Raw genomic sequence first — 18,868 nt, 5'->3', positions numbered from 1 at the left:
GATAACTCATAGAGCCCAGATGTAAAAAAGCCGAACTCATGAGTCCGGCTTCTTTTTGATTGATATGATCCAAAAGGAGGACTGGCTAATCCAACAAACAAGGTTTCTCCCTAATCCCAATTGTAGTTGATGAGTAAATTTAGCCACTTGACTAGAGGTTTTGTAATACCCAAGATAATCCGTTAAATGCTAATTTAGTAAAACTACTAACAAGCTTATGTCCATAAACAAGTTTTAAAAGTCTTGCCCTAAACAAAAAAGGCGAACCAATCGGTTCGCCTTTGTCTATTTAGACTCTACAAAAATTAATCTTCGTAGTTATCGATGCTTGGGCACGAGCAGATTAGGTTACGGTCGCCGTATACGTTATCTACGCGGTTTACTGTTGGCCAGTACTTCCAAGATTTGGTTGCTTTAGAAGGGAAGCAGCCAAGTTCACGAGAGTAAGGGCGATCCCATTCATCTTTCGCTAGGTCAACTTGAGTGTGTGGCGCGTTAACAAGCGGGTTGTTATCTAGCGGCCATTCACCGTTCTTAACCTTTGTCATCTCTTCACGGATTGCGATCATCGCATCACAGAAGCGGTCTAGCTCTTCTAGGTCTTCCGATTCCGTTGGCTCAACCATTAGCGTGCCTGCTACAGGGAACGACATAGTTGGAGCGTGGAAACCGTAGTCCATTAGACGCTTCGCGATGTCTTCTTCGCTGATGCCTGTTTCTTCTTTTAGTGGACGAATGTCGATAATACATTCGTGCGCTACACGGCCGTTTGAGCCACGGTAAAGAACAGGGTAGTGAGGGCGTAATTGCTCCATCACGTAGTTCGCGTTCAGAATCGCTACTTTTGTTGCGTCTGTTAGGCCAGCTTCGCCCATCATTGCGATGTAAGCCCAAGAGATAGGCAGGATAGACGCGCTACCCATATCTGCTGCGGATACTGCGAAGTTTTCGCCGTCTGCACCGTTTTCAATGTGACCCGGTAGGAAAGGCGCTAGGTGGGATTTCACACCGATAGGACCCATACCCGGACCGCCGCCACCGTGTGGGATACAGAAGGTTTTGTGTAGGTTTAGGTGAGAAACGTCAGAGCCAATGAAGCCCGGCGTTGTTAGACCAACCTGTGCGTTCATGTTTGCGCCGTCTAGGTAAACCTGACCGCCCGCTGCATGAACCATTTCACACACTTCTTTCACTTGCTCTTCGTATACGCCGTGCGTAGAAGGGTAAGTGATCATGATGCTTGATAGGTTGTCTTTGTGCTTCTCGATTTTCGCTGCTAGGTCAGTGACGTCGATGTTGCCTTCTTCATCACACTTAACTACAACAACTTTCATTGACACCATAGACGCTGTCGCAGGGTTAGTACCGTGCGCAGAGCTTGGGATCAAACATACGTTGCGGTGACCTTCGCCACGGCTTTCGTGGTAGCGTTGAATCGCGATAAGACCTGCGTACTCACCTGATGCACCAGAGTTTGGTTGTAGTGAGAATGCATCGTAGCCTGTGATTTCACATAGCTTCTCTTTAAGATCTTTTGCTAGTGCTGCGTAACCGGCTGCTTGTTCTGCAGGTGCGAACGGGTGGATCGAACCAAACTCAGGCCATGTTACTGGGATCATCTCTGCAGCTGCGTTCAGCTTCATCGTACAGCTGCCCAGTGGGATCATGCCGTGCGTTAGTGAGAAGTCTTTGTTCTCTAGCTGTTTTAGGTAACGCATCATCTGTGTTTCGCTGTGGTGTGTGTTAAACACAGGGTGCGTTAGGTATTCTGTTGTGCGGCGCAGTGCTTCTGGAATCGCCGCAAATTCGTTGCCAGCAATTTCAGTTGATAGTGCTGCGACTTCTTCTTTCACGCCGAATACTGCGAATAGGGCTTCTACGTCTGCCACGGTTGTGGTTTCGTCGAAGCTTACACCTAGCTGAGTACCCAACTTACGTAGGTTGATGTCTGCCGCTAGTGCTTTTGCGTATAGCTCTTCAGTTTGTGCACCAGTATTGATGGTGATGGTGTCGAAGAAGCTGTTGTGAGCAAGCTCGAAGCCGCCTTTAGTTAAACCAGCAGCTAGGATGGCTGTCATGTGGTGCGTACGACGAGCAATCGTGCGTAGACCTTCTGCGCCGTGGTAAACCGCGTAGAAAGACGCCATGTTCGCTAGTAGTGCTTGAGCGGTACAGATGTTTGATGTCGCTTTTTCACGACGGATGTGCTGCTCACGCGTTTGCATTGCCATGCGAAGAGCTTGGTTGCCGTTGGTATCGATAGAAACACCGATAACACGACCTGGCATGGTACGCTTGTGCTTGTCACGTGTTGCCATGAAGGCTGCGTGTGGACCACCGTAACCCATAGGAACGCCGAAACGTTGTGCCGAGCCGATTGCTACGTCTGCACCCATTTCACCCGCAGGTTTTAGTAGGGCAGAAGCCAATAGGTCAGTCGCTACCGTTACCAGCGTTTTGTTCGCTTGTGCTTTTGCGATGATGTCCGTTAGGTCACGAACTTCACCCGTTGTGCCTGGGTATTGAACTAGCGCGCCGAATACGTCTTGCTCTGGTAGTGATTCTAGAGAACCAACGAGTACTTCAAAGCCGATGAATTTCGCACGAGTTTTTACCACTTCGATGGTTTGTGGGTGAACGTCGTCAGCAACGAAGAATACGTTACTCTTGCTCTTACCCGCACGCTTACAAAGTGTCATCGCTTCTGCTGCTGCCGTTGCTTCATCGAGCAATGACGCGTTCGCGATTTCCATACCAGTAAGATCCATCACCATTTGTTGGTAGTTTAGAAGGGCTTCTAGACGACCTTGTGAGATCTCTGGTTGGTAAGGGGTGTAAGCGGTGTACCAGCCCGGGTTTTCCATCACGTTACGTAGAATCACGTTTGGCGTGAAGGTGTTGTAGTAACCCTGACCAATGAATGTACGTTTAACTTGGTTCTGATCGGCGAACTTACGCATTGCTGCCAGCATGTCTGCTTCGCTTTTCGCTTCTGCCAAGCTCATTGGCTGCTCTAGGCGAATTTGCGCTGGTACGGTTTCGTCGATAAGCGCATCAAGGCTTACTGCGTTGATCGCTTCCAACATTTTTTGTTGGTCAGATTTATTTGGTCCATTGTGGCGAGCAACGAACTCATTCTGTGTGCTGAGGCTTTGAAGTAATTCAGTCATTGTCCTTTACCTACTCCTTGGTTCGGGTAACGGATTTACGCTACTGATAATCTAAATTATACGTCCGAACCTAGAAAAAAAGCTGTCCACTAATCGTTATGCTAGGGGACAGCTTTCGTCTCATCCTAATTACTCTTCTTCGATAGAGCTTAGGTATTCTTCCGCATCTTTTAAGTCATCCAACTCAGATGGGTTTGAAAGCTTCACTTTCACAATCCAACCACCTTCGTATGGTTCTTCGTTGATTAGCTCTGGGCTGTCTTCTAGCTCTTCGTTGATTTCAACTACTTCGCCAGTGATTGGTGAGTAGATGTCTGAAGCGGCTTTTACTGACTCAACCAAAGAAAAGCTTTCGCCCGCTTCGACTTCATCTTCCACGTCTGGTAGGTCAACGAAAACTACGTCACCTAGCATCTCTTGAGCGTGCTCTGAAATACCGATAGTTACTGTGCCGTCACCGTTGTCACGTACCCACTCGTGGCTATCTGTAAACTTCAGTGTTTTGTCCATTGCTTAATCTCCAAATAACTTGTCAGGATAGTTTCTGATTTAATAAATCTTTTATTGGTAAAGAGGGTAACGACTGCAAAGCTCTTTCACTTGCTTGCGTACGCGTTTTTCTACTTCTGCGTCACCTTCAGGGTTGTTCACCAAACCGTCCAGTACGTCACCAATCCAATTACCGATGAGTTTGAATTCTTCAGCGCCAAAGCCGCGGCTTGTACCCGCAGGCGTTCCTAAACGGATGCCCGATGTAATCATAGGCTTCTCTGTGTCGAATGGGATGCCATTTTTGTTACACGTGATGCCTGCACGCTCTAGTGCTTCTTCTGCTTTGTTACCTTTCAAACCTTTAGGGCGAAGGTCAACCAGCATTAGGTGTGTGTCAGTACCACCGGTTACGATGTCGCAACCGCGAGTTTGCAATACTTCCGCTAGAACTTTTGCGTTGTTGATCACTGAATCAATATAAGTTTTGAATTCAGGACCAAGCGCCTCACCGAACGCCACTGCTTTAGAAGCAATCACGTGCATCAGTGGGCCGCCTTGCAGACCTGGGAATACCGCTGAGTTGATTTTCTTAATGATGTCTTCGTGATTGGTCAGAATCATACCGCCACGTGGACCACGCAGTGTTTTGTGGGTTGTAGTCGTAACCACGTGTGCGTGAGGAAGCGGGCTAGGGTGCGCGCCTGTTGCGATAAGACCGGCAATGTGTGCCATGTCGACCATAAGAATCGCGTTTACTTCGTCTGCGATTTCACGGAATTTTGCAAAGTCGATAGTACGTGGAATAGCACTACCACCTGCGATGATCATTTTCGGTTGGTGCTCAAGTGCTAGTTGGCGAACGTCTTCGTAGTTGATTTCTAGTGTTTCGCGGTCAACGCCGTATTGAACTGCATTAAACCATTTACCAGAAAGTGCAGGGCGAGCACCGTGTGTTAGGTGGCCACCTGCGTCCAGAGACATACCAAGAATAGTGTCGCCAGGTTGAAGTAGTGCCAGTTTTACTGCGCCGTTTGCTTGTGCGCCTGAGTGTGGTTGAACGTTTGCGTATTCACAATTGAAAAGTTTTTTCGCGCGTTCGATAGCAATGGCTTCCACTGTATCTACGTGCTCACAACCACCATAGTAACGGCGACCTGGGTAACCTTCAGCGTATTTGTTTGTTAGGCATGTGCCTTGAGCTTGCATTACCGCTTTAGACACGATGTTCTCAGAAGCGATAAGTTCGATTTGTTCGTTTTGGCGAGCGAATTCTGCCTGAATTCCAGCAAAGACAGCGTCATCTGTCGCGGAGAGGTTGGTAGAGAAAAAGTTTTCCAAGCTGTGGTTAGGGTAACTCTTGTTCATGGTAGTTGACCTTCCAAATCTGAAAATGAACCCGCAGTAGAAATAGTTGTTTGATTGCGATGGTGGCTCATTTGTCCTCAAAACAGCTGAACTGCATAGCAGAACAGAGTGACTTTCGACCCGAATAAGTGGGTTAAAACTCCGTCGGATTGTGGTTTCTCTTGTCCAATCTCTTACGGAAATGTGCATCTCTACATCTAACAAGTTGGTAACATAGCGCTTGAGGAACGAACAATCAACCAAAAATTTCCTATAGGAAACGAGATTTCTGGTTTTGTTAACAAGAGCACGCTTTAATTAACTCGGTGGACTTTTATCCACTATAGGGTTCATGCACAATGCTAATAGGAAGGAATAAAGGATATTTACAGAGGGATTTATGGCAGAAAGTATTTACGATGAATACCCGTCAATGACGTTGGCGAAAGAGCAACAAGACCAAAATATTGAACCGCTTAAGCTCGGTCAGCGCATTAAAGATATCCGCTCTAAACTTGGTATCACTTTGGAAGAGGCAAGCCAACGTACTGGACTTGCGCGTTCTACGCTAAGTAAGATCGAGAATGAACAGATTTCTCCTACGTTCCAAGCGATGCAAAAGCTAGCTCACGGATTGCAGATCGATATGCCGCAACTATTTGAACCACCAAGGAAAAAGGTGGCAACAGGGCGTCGCGATGTGACCAAAAAGAAAGAGGGCAAACCGCACCCAACCCAAACTTACGAGCACGAGCTGCTGGCGACTCAACTTTCCAATAAGAAAATGATGCCTTTTAAGAGCCAAATCCGTGCTCGCAGTTTTGACGAATACAAAGACTGGGTTCGCCATGATGGGGAAGAGTTTTTACTCATCTTATCAGGTGAGGTTATGTTTTATTCTGAGTTCTATGAGCCCGTTGTATTAAGCGAAGGCGACAGTGTGTATTACGATGCGAACATGGGCCATATGTTGACCAGTGTGAGTGAGGAAGACGCGCACATTTTGTGGGTGACTGCCAAATAGTGATAAATAGTTGTAAATTTCCTATAGTGAAAGCAAACGATTGCTATCTGTTTTGAATGCGTTATGATGGCGCTCTGTTGATGATATCTCACTCAACAGAGCGCCTTTTTTGGGCGTTTTGTTGTGATTAAAATGTTAAAAGTCACACTTTTGAAAGTCGAGCGATGTCTTGTTCGTGCAAAATTGAATCAAGCGTGTTTATTATTGGAAACACATTGAATGCCGACAGCATTCTCGGGTCTATCTAAATGGAGACGAAAATGACTCAAGAACTTCTGAAAACACCACTGCATGCACTTCATGTTGAAGTAGGCGCAAAGATGGTCCCGTTCGCGGGTTACGACATGCCAGTTCAATACCCACTAGGCGTTAAGAAAGAACACTTACACACACGTGATGCAGCAGGTCTGTTCGATGTTTCTCACATGGGTCAACTTCGTTTGATTGGCGATGGTGCGGCAGCTTTCCTAGAGACGTTAGTTCCTGTTGATATCGTAGATCTAGGCGCAGGCAAGCAACGTTATGCGTTCTTCACTAATGAGCAGGGCGGCATCATGGATGACTTGATGGTCGCGAACCTTGGTGACCATCTGTTTGTGGTTGTGAACGCAGCATGTAAAGAGCAAGACATTGCACACCTTCAAGCGCATCTTCCTTCCGGTGTTGAGCTGGAAATCATCGATGATCGTGCACTGCTTGCGATTCAAGGTCCTAAAGCAGCAGAAGTACTAGCGCGTTTTGCTCCTGAAGTAGCAGAGATGCTGTTTATGGATGTTCGTAAAGTTGAACTACTAGGCGTTGAGTGCATTATTTCTCGTAGTGGGTACACTGGCGAAGACGGTTACGAAATCTCGGTACCGGCTGACAAAGCAGAAGAGCTTGCTCGTAAGCTAACTGGCGAAGAGGAAGTAGAGTGGATTGGCCTTGGTGCTCGTGATTCACTTCGTCTTGAATGTGGTCTGTGTCTATACGGTCATGACTTAGATACAACGACGACTCCTGTTGAAGCAAGCCTATTATGGGGCATCCAAAAAGTACGTCGCGCAGATGGTGAGCGTGCGGGCGGTTTCCCTGGTGCAGACATCATTCTTAAGCAGATCGAAACAAAAGACGTTGCTCGTAAGCGTATTGGCTTGGTTGGTCAAACAAAAGCGCCTGTGCGTGAAGGTGCAGAACTGTACGATGCAGATGGCAACAAGATTGGTGTAGTAACCAGTGGTACAGCAGGTCCAAATGCTGGTAAGCCAGTTTCTATGGGTTACGTGCGCGCCGATCTTGCGGCTATCGGTACAGAGCTATTTGCAGAAGTACGCGGCAAGATGCTACCAATGACGGTAGAAAAAATGCCTTTCGTACCACAACGCTACTACCGTGGTTAGTTAAAGCTCGTCATCCAGCGAGCTAAAGCGAGACTAGGAATCTACCTCCCACGCGCTGTATAGCTACAGTGTCGCGTTTAGGAATAAGCAACTATTAAGTAGGTTCCATTTTGTTTCCTCTTTGAAACGAAAAGCACAAACAAAAATGCCGAGCACATTGCTCGGCATTTTTACGTTATTCTGAAGGTGTTGATTACGCGCTTAATTCTTCAATCGGGCAACACATATCGATAACCACTTCACTCAATTTGTCTGGGTGAATCATGTCTTCTTTATTCACACTAAATTGGCTTGCCATGATGGTGTTGAACAATTCCCAGTGTCTTATCAGCATCTTGTCGCGGTTGTTTGCGTCTTCTGGCCATGTCTCTTGCATCATTGGAGCTAGGCTAATCGCGCCATGAGCAAATACCAGCATTTGCCATTTTGATTCCCACTGATCGATTTGGTATTCAGGGTACTCAACATTGTAGTCAGCAAAGAGGTCGGTAAAAATCGCTGCAAATTCGTCTTTCGATCTTAAGAAGTATTGCAGTAGCGCATCATCGCCTTGGCGAATCGCGTCAGCAATCATCTGCACTGGGTGAGGGTTAACCAGCGCAAACGCAAGCATTCTTACCATGAATAGGTAAATCTTCTGATTAGACGGGGTGTTTGCTGGCATTTCGTTAACCAGCTGCGCCATGTAACCCTGCATGAACTCGTCCATGGCATCACTTACGGCTTGCCAGATTTTCTCTTTGCTTCCGAAGTGGTGGCGAATCAAACTATGGGAGACACCAGCCTTTTCACTGATGTTTCGAAGCGAAACTCGTTCATAACCTAACTCACAGAACATATCTGCCGCGACTCTAAGAATCAGGCACTTAGTTTGCTCAGCGGCTTCAGCACTCCTACGGCCTTGCTTTCTCTCTGTCATAGTTCGAATTTTCCCGAATATTATTCAACGCGCCTATTTTTACCAGAAACCGGACGATTTGACTAATTATTTTATTATCCACGTGGAAAATATGTTGATCATTTTTTCATTATTCTTATACTGCACGACTGTGTAGTAAATGAAAAGTCGATGGAGAAAGCCAGTGCGAAAACAATACCTAAAGCGCACATTTGTCGGAGCAGCGGTGGCATTGAGCCTCGCTACGATGCTGACAGGGTGTAACAAAGCCGTATCAGAACCGTCCGAGCCATTAATCAAACCTGTAAAATTACTTGCTGTTAATGATCTGACTGTTGCCGATTCCGATGCATTCCTTGCGCGAATAGATGCAACGTACAGAGCCCAACTTTCATTTCAGGTTGGTGGCGAAATTGAGAAGTTGATCGTCAGAATGGGCGAGGAAGTGAAGCAGGGCGATGTCCTTGCAACGCTAGACCCAAAAGATCTGCAATTGGCGCTTGATGCGTCGCAAGCGCAATATTCGTTAGCGAAAACCCAACGGGAACGCTCGAAAAGCTTGTACAACAAGAAGCTGATCAGTACTGATAGCTATGACCAGCAAGAAACCCAGTACAAAGCCGCACTGGCAAACCTTGAGCAAGCAAAAACAGACTTAAGCTACACAGAGATTCATGCACCGTTTGATGGTGTTGTTTCTTACACCTACGTGAAGCCGTACCAAGTTGTCGCGGCGAAACAAGAAATTCTAAACCTTATCGACAATACCACGTTGGATGTGTCGTTCACTTTGCCCGTCACGTATGCAGAAGCGGTGTCACTGAACACATTAAAAGACGCGCAAATGTGGGTAACGATGGACAGCGAACCAAACAATCGCATTCAAGGCACATTCAAAGAGATTTCGACTCAGCCAAACGCAGACACTAACAGTTATGAAGCAATTGTGACCATTACTCGTCCGTCTGATCGTAACTTGCTGACGGGGATGACAGGTCAAGTTCATATCGCTAAGCAAAATGTTTCGGATGCTGTGATGCTGCCAAGCGCGGCGTGGGTAAGCAAAAGCGAAACTCAAGGCGAAGTTTGGGTGATGGACAGTGAAACACAACAGGTGAATAAAGTGACCTTGTCACTAAATGAAAACGGTGGTGTGGAGTCGGGTCTAGACAAGAACGATTATGTTGTCATCGCGGGTGTTGAGCGCCTAGTTGAAGGTCAAGTGGTGAAAGCTTGGGTTCGTGAGGAAGGTATTTAATGAAACGTTCACTATTTACAGTTTCTGCTATTGCGCTTGCAGTGCTGACTGGTTGTAACAGCAACGAAGAAGCCGTTGCTGAACAGCCGTTGTATGTGTCGACGGTCTCTGTCGATGTTCCAGTAAAGAGCCAGTTCCGTACCTTTAAGGGACAAGTGGTGCCTGCTGAACAAACTCCGATTGCGTTTCGTCGTGCCGGTGAGGTGCAACATGTGTTGGTGAAAGCTGGTGACACAGTCAAAGAAGGTCAGATGATCGCTAAGCTTGATGACAGTAAAGAGAAGCAAGCAGTCAATGACGCCGAGGCGCAATACACGCTTGCTATTCGCCAGCTTAAACGTGGGGAAGAGTTGCACAGCCGCCAAATGATTTCGAAAGCGGAGCTAGACGAACTGACGGCAAACAAGGAGCTGGCAGAAGCGAACTTCTATAACGCGACAAACCAGTTGAATTACACTCGTTTGTTTGCCCCGTTTGCAGGCAAAGTTTCTGACGTATTTAAAGAGCGTTTCGAGCGTGTTGCAATTGGTGAGCCGGTTCTAAACCTTTATCAAAGTGACAAAGTGTACGTTCGTATTGAGCTGTCAGATAACGTATTAGCAATGGTGAATCCAAACACTCAAAGCATGAGTTACCGACCACAAGCAACGTTCTCAGGTGATGAAAAGCGGTATCAGTTGAACTACTTGGAGCACACCAGTGAGCCAAATGCGCAAACACAAACTTACCAAATGTACCTGACGATGCCTCAGCCTGAGCAAGAGGTTTTGCCGGGCACAAGCGTAAGCGTGTCGGTTGATATGGTAGCGGCAGGCATTACGTCTATTGATGGCTACAACATCCCAATGACAGCGCTGCAAGCGGGCAGCCATGACGGTGAGTTTTTCGTTTGGAAACTAAATGGTGACGCGGTCACAAAAGTTGCCGTGACCATCAATCAAGTTAATGGTGAAGGTGCGATTGTGTCCTCGGGTGTTGCTCAAGGCGATGTATTAGTGAATTCCAGCTTACGCAAACTTCGTGAAGGTAAGCATGTGGACGTGGTGGAGAAAGTACAATAATGAGCATTGCTGAATACTCAATTAAGAACAAAGTCATCAGCTGGCTGTTTATCGTTATTCTTGCGATCGGCGGTGTAACGTCGTTCTTAGAACTTGGTCGATTAGAAGACCCAGCATTTACCATTAAGGATGCGATGGTGATTGCGACTTATCCGGGCGCGACCTCTAAAGAAGTGGAAGAAGAACTAACTTATCCGCTTGAAAAAGAGATCCGTAAGTTGCCTTATATCGATAAGATCACGTCAACGTCTTCGAGTGGTATGTCACAGATTATGGTGAGCATGAAGATGGACTACGGTCCTGATGAACTACCGCAGATCTGGGATGAAATGCGTCGTAAGATCAACGATTTGCAACCAACTTTGCCGCAAGGTGTTCAATCTCTGCAAATCATTGATGACTTTGGCGACGTGTACGGCGTGATGTTAATGCTCACAGGTGATGACTACGATTACATCGAACTAAAGCGTTACGCGGACCAACTTACGCGTGAGCTCGAACTTATCGACGGTGTGGGCAAAGTGGACATTGCTGGTGATCAGCAAGAGATGCTTTTCGTTGAAATCTCTCTTGATCGTTTAGCTGCGCTTAACCTCGACATGAACGTGATCTCTGGTTTGCTGAACCAACAGAACAATGTGGTTTCTGCTGGTGAAGTGATGGTGAACGGCGAGAGTCTAATTATTCGTCCTAGCGGCACGCTAAACACCGTAGAAGCCTTGGAAAACCTGATTATTCACGGTCGTGATACAGGTAATCTGATCCGCCTAAAAGATGTTGCAACCATCAGCCGTGGTATTCAAGAAAAACCGGGCAATGTTCTATTGTTCAACGGTAAGAAAGCGATCAACATTGGTATCTCGTTTGCGTCAGGTGTGAACGTGGTAGAAGTGGGGCAACGTATTGAAGCGGAACTGGCAAGCCTTGAAACGATCAAGCCTGCTGGTATCGATATGAACTATTTCTACAACCAGTCACAAGAAGTGGATGACTCGGTAAAAGCGTTTGTTATTAGCTTGGCAGAAGCGGTTGCGATCGTAATTATCGTACTGTTGTTCACCATGGGTTTGCGTAGTGGTTTGATCATTGGTTTGGTTCTGCTGTTGACGGTATTCGGTACCTTCATATTAATGAACTACAACAATATCGAGCTGCACCGTATCTCGCTGGGGGCACTTATCATTGCCCTCGGTATGCTAGTGGACAATGCCATTGTTGTTGTCGAAGGGATATTGGTTGGTCTTAAGAAGGGTCGTACTAAAGTTCAAGCGGCAACGGATATTGTAAAACAAACCCAGTGGCCATTACTTGGTGCTACCGTTATTGCGATCACTGCTTTCGCACCTATCGGTTTATCTCAAGACGCGACGGGTGAGTTTATGGGCTCGTTGTTCTGGGTATTGTGTTTCTCGCTGTTTTTAAGCTGGATTACTGCAATTACGCTAACGCCTTTCCTAGCGGATCTTCTATTGAAAGAAGAAGACAAAGGCGCGGATGCTGAAGACGAAGACCCATACAAAGGCTGGTTATTCGTTGCATTTGGTGCGTCTTTGAAGCTTGCTCTTCGTTTCCGTTGGTTGACCGTTGCAGGCATGGTGGCGTTGCTTGTGGGTGCAGTGGTTGCGTTTGGTAGTGTTAAGCAACAGTTCTTCCCACCTTCAAATACACCGATGTTCTACGTTGATATGTGGATGCCAGAAGGCACAGATATTCGTGAAACCATCAAGAAAGCAGAAGAAGTCGAAAGCTACATTCGTACGCAAGATGACATTGATTTTGTTTCTGCGTCGATTGGTCAAGGTTTGCAGCGTTTCGCTCTGACTTACCAGCCGGAGAAGAGTTACGAAGCTTACGCACAGTTCCAAGTTCGTACTACGGACCGTGACAACATGTTCAAGCTTCTACACAAGCTGGACGACAATCTCGCGAAGACGTTTGATAAGCCGACGTTCCAGTTCAAGCTGATGGAGTTTGGTCCGTCGCCAGCTTCTAAGATTGAGGCACGTATTACTGGCCCAGATCCACAAGTGCTGCGTGAGCTAGCAGTACAAGTAGAAGACATTCTGCACACTGACCCAGGCGCTCGCAACATTCGTCACGATTGGCGTGAGCGTACTAAAGAGCTTGTACCGGTATTTAACGAATCAAAAGCGCGTCGCTTAGGTATTTCGAAGCAAGATCTTTCAAGTACGCTACAAATGGCGTTTGGCGGTAGCACACTAGGCTTCTTGCGCGATGGTACGCATATTCTGCCTATCATGACGCGTCTACCAGAAGCGGAACGTGTTGACTTTGAATCGCTGCAAAACGTGAACATTTGGAGTCCATCGTTACAGACGTACATCCCAGTTGATCAAGTGATTGACGGTGTGAAATTGGATTGGGATGAGCCGTTGATTCAACGTCGTGACCGTAAACGTACTCTAACGGTACTGGCTGACCACGACGTATTGAGTGACGATACCGCGGCAAGCTTGTTTGCTCGTGTACAACCAAAAGTGATGGCGCTACACATTCCAGAGGGGTACGAAATTACTTGGGGTGGTGAATACGAGTCATCAAAAGATGCGCAAGAAGGGCTGTTTGGCTCATTGCCAATGGGTTACCTATTAATGTTCATCATTACAATGCTTCTGTTTAACTCATTAAAGAAACCACTGGTTATTTGGTTCACGGTGCCGTTGTCTATCATCGGTGTGGCGTTTGGTCTTCTGACGACAAACATGCCATTCAGCTTTACTGCTTTCCTTGGTCTGCTGAGCTTAAGCGGTATGATTCTGAAAAACGGTATCGTACTTCTAGACCAGATTAACCTTGAGCTAGAATCGGGCAAGGATCCTTACTTAGCCATTGTTGATAGTGCGATTAGCCGTGTTCGTCCAGTAAGTATGGCAGCACTGACAACGATTCTGGGTATGATTCCACTCGTGTTTGATGCTTTCTTCGGTTCAATGGCGATTACGATTATGGCAGGCCTTGGTTTTGCTACAGTGCTAACATTGATTGTCGTTCCAGTCATGTTTGCAATTCTGTTTAAGATCAAACCAACCACTGCATAAGGGACCAACCTGACTTCTGTCAGATTCCTGCCTAGCCCTGGGGATTTTCCTCAGGGCTTTTTTGATCTTGGCGTTAGGGATGAGAAACGAGATTTGAGAAGAAAAAGAGTAGATAAAGGCGAAAAAGACAAAGCGGGTGGTTTGGTGAACACTTAACGGATTTTTATGATTTTCTTGCAAGCGATTGATAAATGATGCGTATACTAACAAAACATCATGATTAAAAGAGCGAACGCAAATGATAAATCGTGGATTACACGGACTCTTCCTTCTAGGTTCATTAACGCTTATTGGCTGTTCTTCTACAGACAGTGTTTCTACAAATACCACAGCTCCTGAAGCACCTGTGGAAATCAAAAGTGTCGATGCGGCAACTATCGCAACTTGGATCGACCAAAGCATTTTGAACCCTGAAGGGCTTTCTTTAGAAAACGATAAAATTCGTTACCTAACAGGCTCAGCGGATTTAAATAGCGATGGAGTAGCGGAGCACTTTGTATTGCTTCAAGATCGCTATTTCTGCGGCAGTGGCGGTTGTAGCGCGTATATGTTTGACAACAACGGCAAGGTTCTTAACCGCATGTCAGTTACGAGAACGCCAGTTGTTTTGGCTGACAGTTACAGCAATGGTTGGCAAGACTTTATTGTGTGGAGCAACGGCGCATATCGTCAAATGAGCTTCAATGGTAACACTTACCCAAGTAACCCGTCGTTAGAGCCAAAAATTGACCGTGATACTAAGGTACAGACTGCGCTTGCTTATGTGATGGCAACTGAACTGTACCAGCAAGATGGTTATGACATTATGCCGGCAGAAGACCAAGAAATTTGGACGCCAGCCAATGTTTATCATTTAACGTTTAAGCATTACGGCGACCCACACAGTGTCTACCAAGCGACGGTAGACATGAACACGGGGGATGTCGATATTGAAGCGGTACCGATGCAGAAGTAGGTCGTACAAAAGTACATGATGAAAAAATAAGTATCGGTTAAACAGACCCGAACAAGAAAAGGGCGACAGCTATTAAAATTAGTGTCGCCCTTTGTGGTTTCTATGTGTTTGCTTTTTCTTTGATTATTAGAACTTGTACGTTGCGCCCGCATAGAAAGAGCCGATCTGGATGTCGGTATCTTTGCTCGAACGGGTTGAATCGACGTTGAAGTGGTCCATCTCATACGCCGCACGGAAAGTGATGTTACTAAGCTGATGTGGTGTATATTCAAGACCAGCGCCGACGCGAAGTAATAACTCGTCTTCGTCAGGTCCTAACCCTTCCGGGATATCAACCGAGATATATCCCAAGCCTAATGTCGCAAATGGTCGCAAACCGTTGTCGAAGGTATAACCAATATTTGCCGCGACGGAGACACTGTTTACATCCAAATCTAACGGGGTGTGCTTAAGCTTAATAGCACCATAATCTGTGTATTGTGCTTCAACACCAACGATACGATTGAACTGATACCCTCCGATAAGTTTAAAGGTTGTACCGTCACCATCGAGCTGTGTGAATGGGTCATCATCGCTATAGGTAGTATTACCGATACCACCTCCCAAATAAAAACCGGACACGTCTTTTGAGTCATTTGCTTGGGCTTGAATACTGCCTAGTGCTAGAAGAAGGATGACTGCTTTTCTCATTGTTATTTACCTCTGTATTACTGTCTGTCTCGTTGTGTTTAAAACAGTGTTCATTATCCGAGTGAGGCGATGAAAAACTAAACTAAAAGTAAACAAAAACCAAATAATTTCAATCGATTTAGACAGTTACGAAATTGTGTGTTTTTTGTGTAATCAGTGGCTGTTCATCGCAATTTATTAATGATGCAATGCAGAGCTGCTGGGTGATTCAGTGCGATGGTGTGAATTGTGAACACTGAGAGATTTCTGATTTGATTTTGCAAACCTAACCTATAATTCAAGGAGTTGAGAAAATAGTGAGACTGTATGCATAGAATCTATTTCGCCAATTTAATCCTCGATCCGACGACAAGGAAATTGTCCAATTCACGAGGCAGTGATGTACCGTTAAGGCCGCTCCCTTATCAAGTGTTGAACCTGTTGATTGAAAAGCAGGGTGTTCATGTCACTCGAGAGGAGTTATTTGAAACGTGTTGGGATGGTTCGGTAGTCACGGATCAAGCACTAACTAATGTCATCTCGGGCTTGAGAAAGAAGCTAGGGCAGTTGGATGCAAAAGGCGTAAAGATAAAAACCGTTAGCAAAATTGGTTATTTACTAGAAATTGATGACGACGCTAAACCCACTAAACAAAAAGTACAAATCCCGGATTTAGAAACATTGGAACCAGAGTCCGCCAAAACGGTTAGAACTTCTGTTCAAAGACCAACTGAATCGCGAGATAAGGCATTGAACTTGGCACCAATGCTGAGCTTGCTACTTGTTTTAGCACTTGGTTCAGTATTGTATTTTCGTCCTTTCGCGCCACATCCTGATTTCCTCAATAATTCTGAATATGAGGACTTTTCCGTCTCTGAAACGGACTTTTATTTTTACGACCTCAAACATGATGAGCTTAATCTTTCGGCTTTGGCAACCAGTCTGAATGAGGATTCATTTCCTGTCTGTCCGGCAATTGTTTATTTACGCGTTTCCGAATCAGCTTATCAAGAAGGTGCGTACATTTTGCGTGCCTTTGCGTTTGCTAAAAATAGCAATAAGAACGTCAACTACATTAACTTCTCACTTGAGATTGAGTCGTTAAAAGAGACCATCTTGGAGAGCATGAGGAGGGCGGACGCAATATGCAAATAAACAAACTCGCCGTGCTTAATATCGGATTGACACTCGCTTTAGTTGGCGTTGCCGTACATCAAAAGTACTTTCAGTCGGATGAGATTACTGGGTCCCGCTGGGCTTGTGCGACCTATGAAGAGGGCTTTATCACGAAAGGCTATCGACGATACGAGCACATCAAAGATCGCTCTGTAGTGGTGTTTAGCTCCGATAGGGACATGTATATCTTTCAAAAAGGTTCACTTCTGACTAAGACGGGTGAAAGTAAAGAATACGAAATGATTTTCAATGGTAAGTATAAGGTCGATGGACATGAGTTATCAGTGGATTATCAAAAGGTAAGCTGGAATCACCAACCGACAGAAAGTGAAGTGTTTATCCGCGACATGAACTCGTATGTTGGAACGAAAACGGACTTTATTTATAAAGTTGAAAATGACCGTTTGTTCTTTTTCAATCAAAGCGAAGCAGAGGAAAGTAACTTTGTTTGTTACCGCATTTAGTCATCCATTCGTTTTTTCATATTTAGTTATCTGACCACGCTTCTGTTCGTCTCTCTACAATAAAAAACACCTCCCAATGCCGAAGCAGAGGGAGGTGTCGAATGCCAAATCGAGGGAGGCATTGTTAATCGTTAATCAATCGTTGCCTAGGTGAGCACAAGCTGACCGTTGACGATTAAGCAGCAGCTTGTTGTTTCGCTTCTGCTTTGTTCTTTAGGAACGCGTAAGTGAAACCCGTTACTGCTGTACCTGCTGCAATTGCTACCAAGTACATCAACACCGGAGAAATTGCGTTAGGGATTAGCAGTACGAACAGACCACCGTGTGGTGCCATTAGTTTTGCACCGAACAGCATAGATAGTGCACCCGTTAGTGCGCCACCTGCCATACATGATGGGATTACACGCATTGGATCTTTCGCAGCGAATGGGATTGCACCTTCAGAGATAAAGCACAAACCAAGAACGAATGATGCTTTACCTGCTTCACGCTCGCTTTGTTCAAATTTGTTTTTCGCAATAAATGTCGCTAGACCCATACCAAGTGCTGGGACCATGCCTGCCGCCATGATTGCAGCCATAGGAGCGTAAGTTTGAGAAGCCAATAGACCTACACCGAATGCGTAAGCTGCTTTGTTTACTGGACCACCCAAGTCGAAACACATCATTGCGCCAAGGATAATACCTAGTAGTACAGCACTGTCAGAACCCATGTTGTTTAGGAAGTCTGTCAGACCGTTCATGATGCCTGATACCGGACCACCTACGATGTAAATCATAACTAGACCAGTGAACAAGGTTGCCACAAATGGGATGATCAGAATTGGTTTAAGTGCTTCCATCGATTGTGGAAGTTTCACTTTATCTGCAAGGAACTTCGCGGCATAACCAGCAATGAAACCCGCAGCGATACCACCAAGGAAACCAGCGCCGGTAGAGCTTGCAAGCATACCGCCGACAAGACCCGGAGCCAGACCTGGGCGGTCAGCAATTGAGAATGCGATGTAACCTGCAAGTACAGGAATCATCAGAGCAAAAGCGGAGCCGCCACCAATGTTCATCAGAGCAGCCGCTAATGTGCCTTCTTCTTTAAACGCTTCAATACCAAATACGAAGGATAGGGCGATGATCAAACCACCAGCAACAACCACAGGGAGCATGTGCGATACACCTGTCATTAGGTGTTTGTATGCGCCTTTCTTCTCTTCAGTCGCTGATGACGCGCTTGACGAGCCAGAATGTTGGTATACGGTTGCTTGTTCAAACGCTTTGTCCATCTCTTCTGCGGTTTTCTTCAGAGCTGGACCTGTTTTAGTGCGGTACATCTTCTTGCCGTTGAAGCGGTCTAGTGGCACTTCGATGTCGGCAGCGATGATTACCAAATCTGCGTCTGCGATTTCTTGGTCAGTGAGTTGGTTTTTCGCGCCTACTGAACCACGAGTCTCCACTTTGATTTGGTGACCGCGGCGTTTGCCTTCTTCTTCCAGTGCTTCCGCCGCCATGAAGGTATGCGCTACGCCTGTTGGACATGCCGTAATTGCAACGATTTTCTTCGTCGCTGATGCATTTTCAACTGGTGCCGCAACAGTTGTTGCTTGCGCTAAGGTTGCTGCGCTTTCTACTGCAGTTTGTAGGAAAGCAGATGCATCTTTAGCTACGTCGCTGATATCTGATAAGTAGACTTTTTTACCTACGAAACGAGAAGTATCAACTGGAGTGTTAGCCGCAATTACGATCGCTTCTGCTTGTTCAATGTCAGCGTCTGTTAGTCGAGTTGGTTCAATCACGCTTGATTGGCATTCAATCTTCGCATTCCAACCTAACTTAGCGGCTGCTTGTTCTAGTAGACCTGCCGCAATGATGCTGTTCGCAACACCACTTGGACAAGCTGTAATGATGGCAATATTCATACTGATAACC

At 46.0% G+C, this 18,868-nt stretch carries 14 protein-coding genes; 8 read left to right on the top strand and 6 right to left on the bottom strand.

Annotated elements, in window-relative coordinates:
• Positions 1 to 305 precede the first annotated feature (305 nt).
• The 3 genes from gcvP to MHO32_RS11905 all read right to left on the bottom strand — a co-directional run bounded on the left by gcvP (position 306) and on the right by MHO32_RS11905 (position 5,027).
• On the bottom strand, positions 306 to 3,170 hold the full coding sequence (gcvP, locus tag MHO32_RS11915) for an aminomethyl-transferring glycine dehydrogenase (protein ID WP_047515721.1): 2,865 nt from the start codon (positions 3,168 to 3,170) through the stop codon (positions 306 to 308).
• A 129-nt stretch (positions 3,171 to 3,299) separates the two neighbouring features.
• Complete coding sequence (gene gcvH, locus MHO32_RS11910; protein WP_005451648.1) at positions 3,300 to 3,680, bottom strand: glycine cleavage system protein GcvH; 381 nt, start codon at positions 3,678 to 3,680, stop codon at positions 3,300 to 3,302.
• 51 nt (positions 3,681 to 3,731) lie between these two features.
• Positions 3,732 to 5,027, bottom strand: a complete 1,296-nt coding sequence (locus MHO32_RS11905) for a serine hydroxymethyltransferase (RefSeq protein WP_005451650.1) — start codon at positions 5,025 to 5,027, stop codon at positions 3,732 to 3,734.
• A gap of 379 nt (positions 5,028 to 5,406) precedes the next feature.
• Here MHO32_RS11905 and MHO32_RS11900 point away from each other — a divergent pair, with 379 nt between their 5' ends.
• Positions 5,407 to 6,030, top strand: coding sequence for a helix-turn-helix domain-containing protein (locus tag MHO32_RS11900; protein ID WP_005431308.1), 624 nt, complete (start codon positions 5,407 to 5,409; stop codon positions 6,028 to 6,030).
• Between the two features lie 260 nt (positions 6,031 to 6,290).
• Positions 6,291 to 7,409: a glycine cleavage system aminomethyltransferase GcvT gene (gene gcvT / locus MHO32_RS11895; RefSeq protein ID WP_239212109.1), complete on the top strand. Its 1,119-nt coding sequence runs from the start codon at positions 6,291 to 6,293 to the stop codon at positions 7,407 to 7,409.
• A 193-nt stretch (positions 7,410 to 7,602) separates the two neighbouring features.
• On the opposite strand, the gene MHO32_RS11890 is transcribed toward gcvT, so the two are convergent.
• Complete coding sequence (locus MHO32_RS11890) at positions 7,603 to 8,328, bottom strand: TetR/AcrR family transcriptional regulator (protein WP_005451652.1); 726 nt, start codon at positions 8,326 to 8,328, stop codon at positions 7,603 to 7,605.
• Positions 8,329 to 8,491: 163 nt separating this feature from the next.
• Here MHO32_RS11890 and MHO32_RS11885 point away from each other — a divergent pair, with 163 nt between their 5' ends.
• The 4 genes from MHO32_RS11885 to MHO32_RS11870 all read left to right on the top strand — a co-directional run bounded on the left by MHO32_RS11885 (position 8,492) and on the right by MHO32_RS11870 (position 14,640).
• The gene (locus tag MHO32_RS11885) at positions 8,492 to 9,565 is read left to right on the top strand and encodes an efflux RND transporter periplasmic adaptor subunit (protein WP_336246147.1); all 1,074 of its coding nucleotides are present in this window, start codon (positions 8,492 to 8,494) and stop codon (positions 9,563 to 9,565) included.
• Positions 9,565 to 10,626, top strand: a complete 1,062-nt coding sequence (locus MHO32_RS11880) for an efflux RND transporter periplasmic adaptor subunit (protein WP_239212105.1) — start codon at positions 9,565 to 9,567, stop codon at positions 10,624 to 10,626. The genes MHO32_RS11885 and MHO32_RS11880 overlap by 1 nt, the downstream gene beginning before the upstream one ends.
• Positions 10,626 to 13,685, top strand: coding sequence for a multidrug efflux RND transporter permease subunit VmeV (gene vmeV / locus MHO32_RS11875; protein WP_005451657.1), 3,060 nt, complete (start codon positions 10,626 to 10,628; stop codon positions 13,683 to 13,685). Before MHO32_RS11880 ends, vmeV begins: the two co-directional genes overlap by 1 nt.
• A gap of 238 nt (positions 13,686 to 13,923) precedes the next feature.
• Positions 13,924 to 14,640 carry a hypothetical protein gene (locus MHO32_RS11870; RefSeq protein WP_239212103.1) on the top strand — a complete coding sequence of 239 codons (717 nt, stop codon included), beginning with the start codon at positions 13,924 to 13,926 and terminating at the stop codon, positions 14,638 to 14,640.
• Between the two features lie 126 nt (positions 14,641 to 14,766).
• On the opposite strand, the gene MHO32_RS11865 is transcribed toward MHO32_RS11870, so the two are convergent.
• Positions 14,767 to 15,330, bottom strand: a complete 564-nt coding sequence (locus tag MHO32_RS11865) for a porin family protein (protein WP_009696724.1) — start codon at positions 15,328 to 15,330, stop codon at positions 14,767 to 14,769.
• 306 nt (positions 15,331 to 15,636) lie between these two features.
• On the opposite strand from MHO32_RS11865, the gene MHO32_RS11860 reads away from it, so the two are divergent.
• Entirely contained in the window at positions 15,637 to 16,464 is an 828-nt protein-coding gene (locus MHO32_RS11860) for a winged helix-turn-helix domain-containing protein (RefSeq protein ID WP_239212101.1), read from the top strand.
• Positions 16,455 to 16,949, top strand: a complete 495-nt coding sequence (locus MHO32_RS11855) for a hypothetical protein (protein WP_239212099.1) — start codon at positions 16,455 to 16,457, stop codon at positions 16,947 to 16,949. Before MHO32_RS11860 ends, MHO32_RS11855 begins: the two co-directional genes overlap by 10 nt.
• Before the next feature lie 175 nt (positions 16,950 to 17,124).
• Here MHO32_RS11855 and fruA read toward each other — a convergent pair whose 3' ends face one another.
• Positions 17,125 to 18,858: a PTS fructose transporter subunit IIBC gene (gene fruA / locus MHO32_RS11850; protein ID WP_009700160.1), complete on the bottom strand. Its 1,734-nt coding sequence runs from the start codon at positions 18,856 to 18,858 to the stop codon at positions 17,125 to 17,127.
• Between the last annotated feature and the right edge of the window lie 10 nt (positions 18,859 to 18,868).

Source organism: Vibrio sp. MMH1-50 (genome assembly GCF_022347645.1).
Lineage (GTDB): Bacteria > Pseudomonadota > Gammaproteobacteria > Enterobacterales > Vibrionaceae > Vibrio > Vibrio harveyi.
The sequence above is the reverse complement of the archived record's forward strand: the minus strand, read 5'-3'. Positions and strand labels throughout refer to the sequence as shown.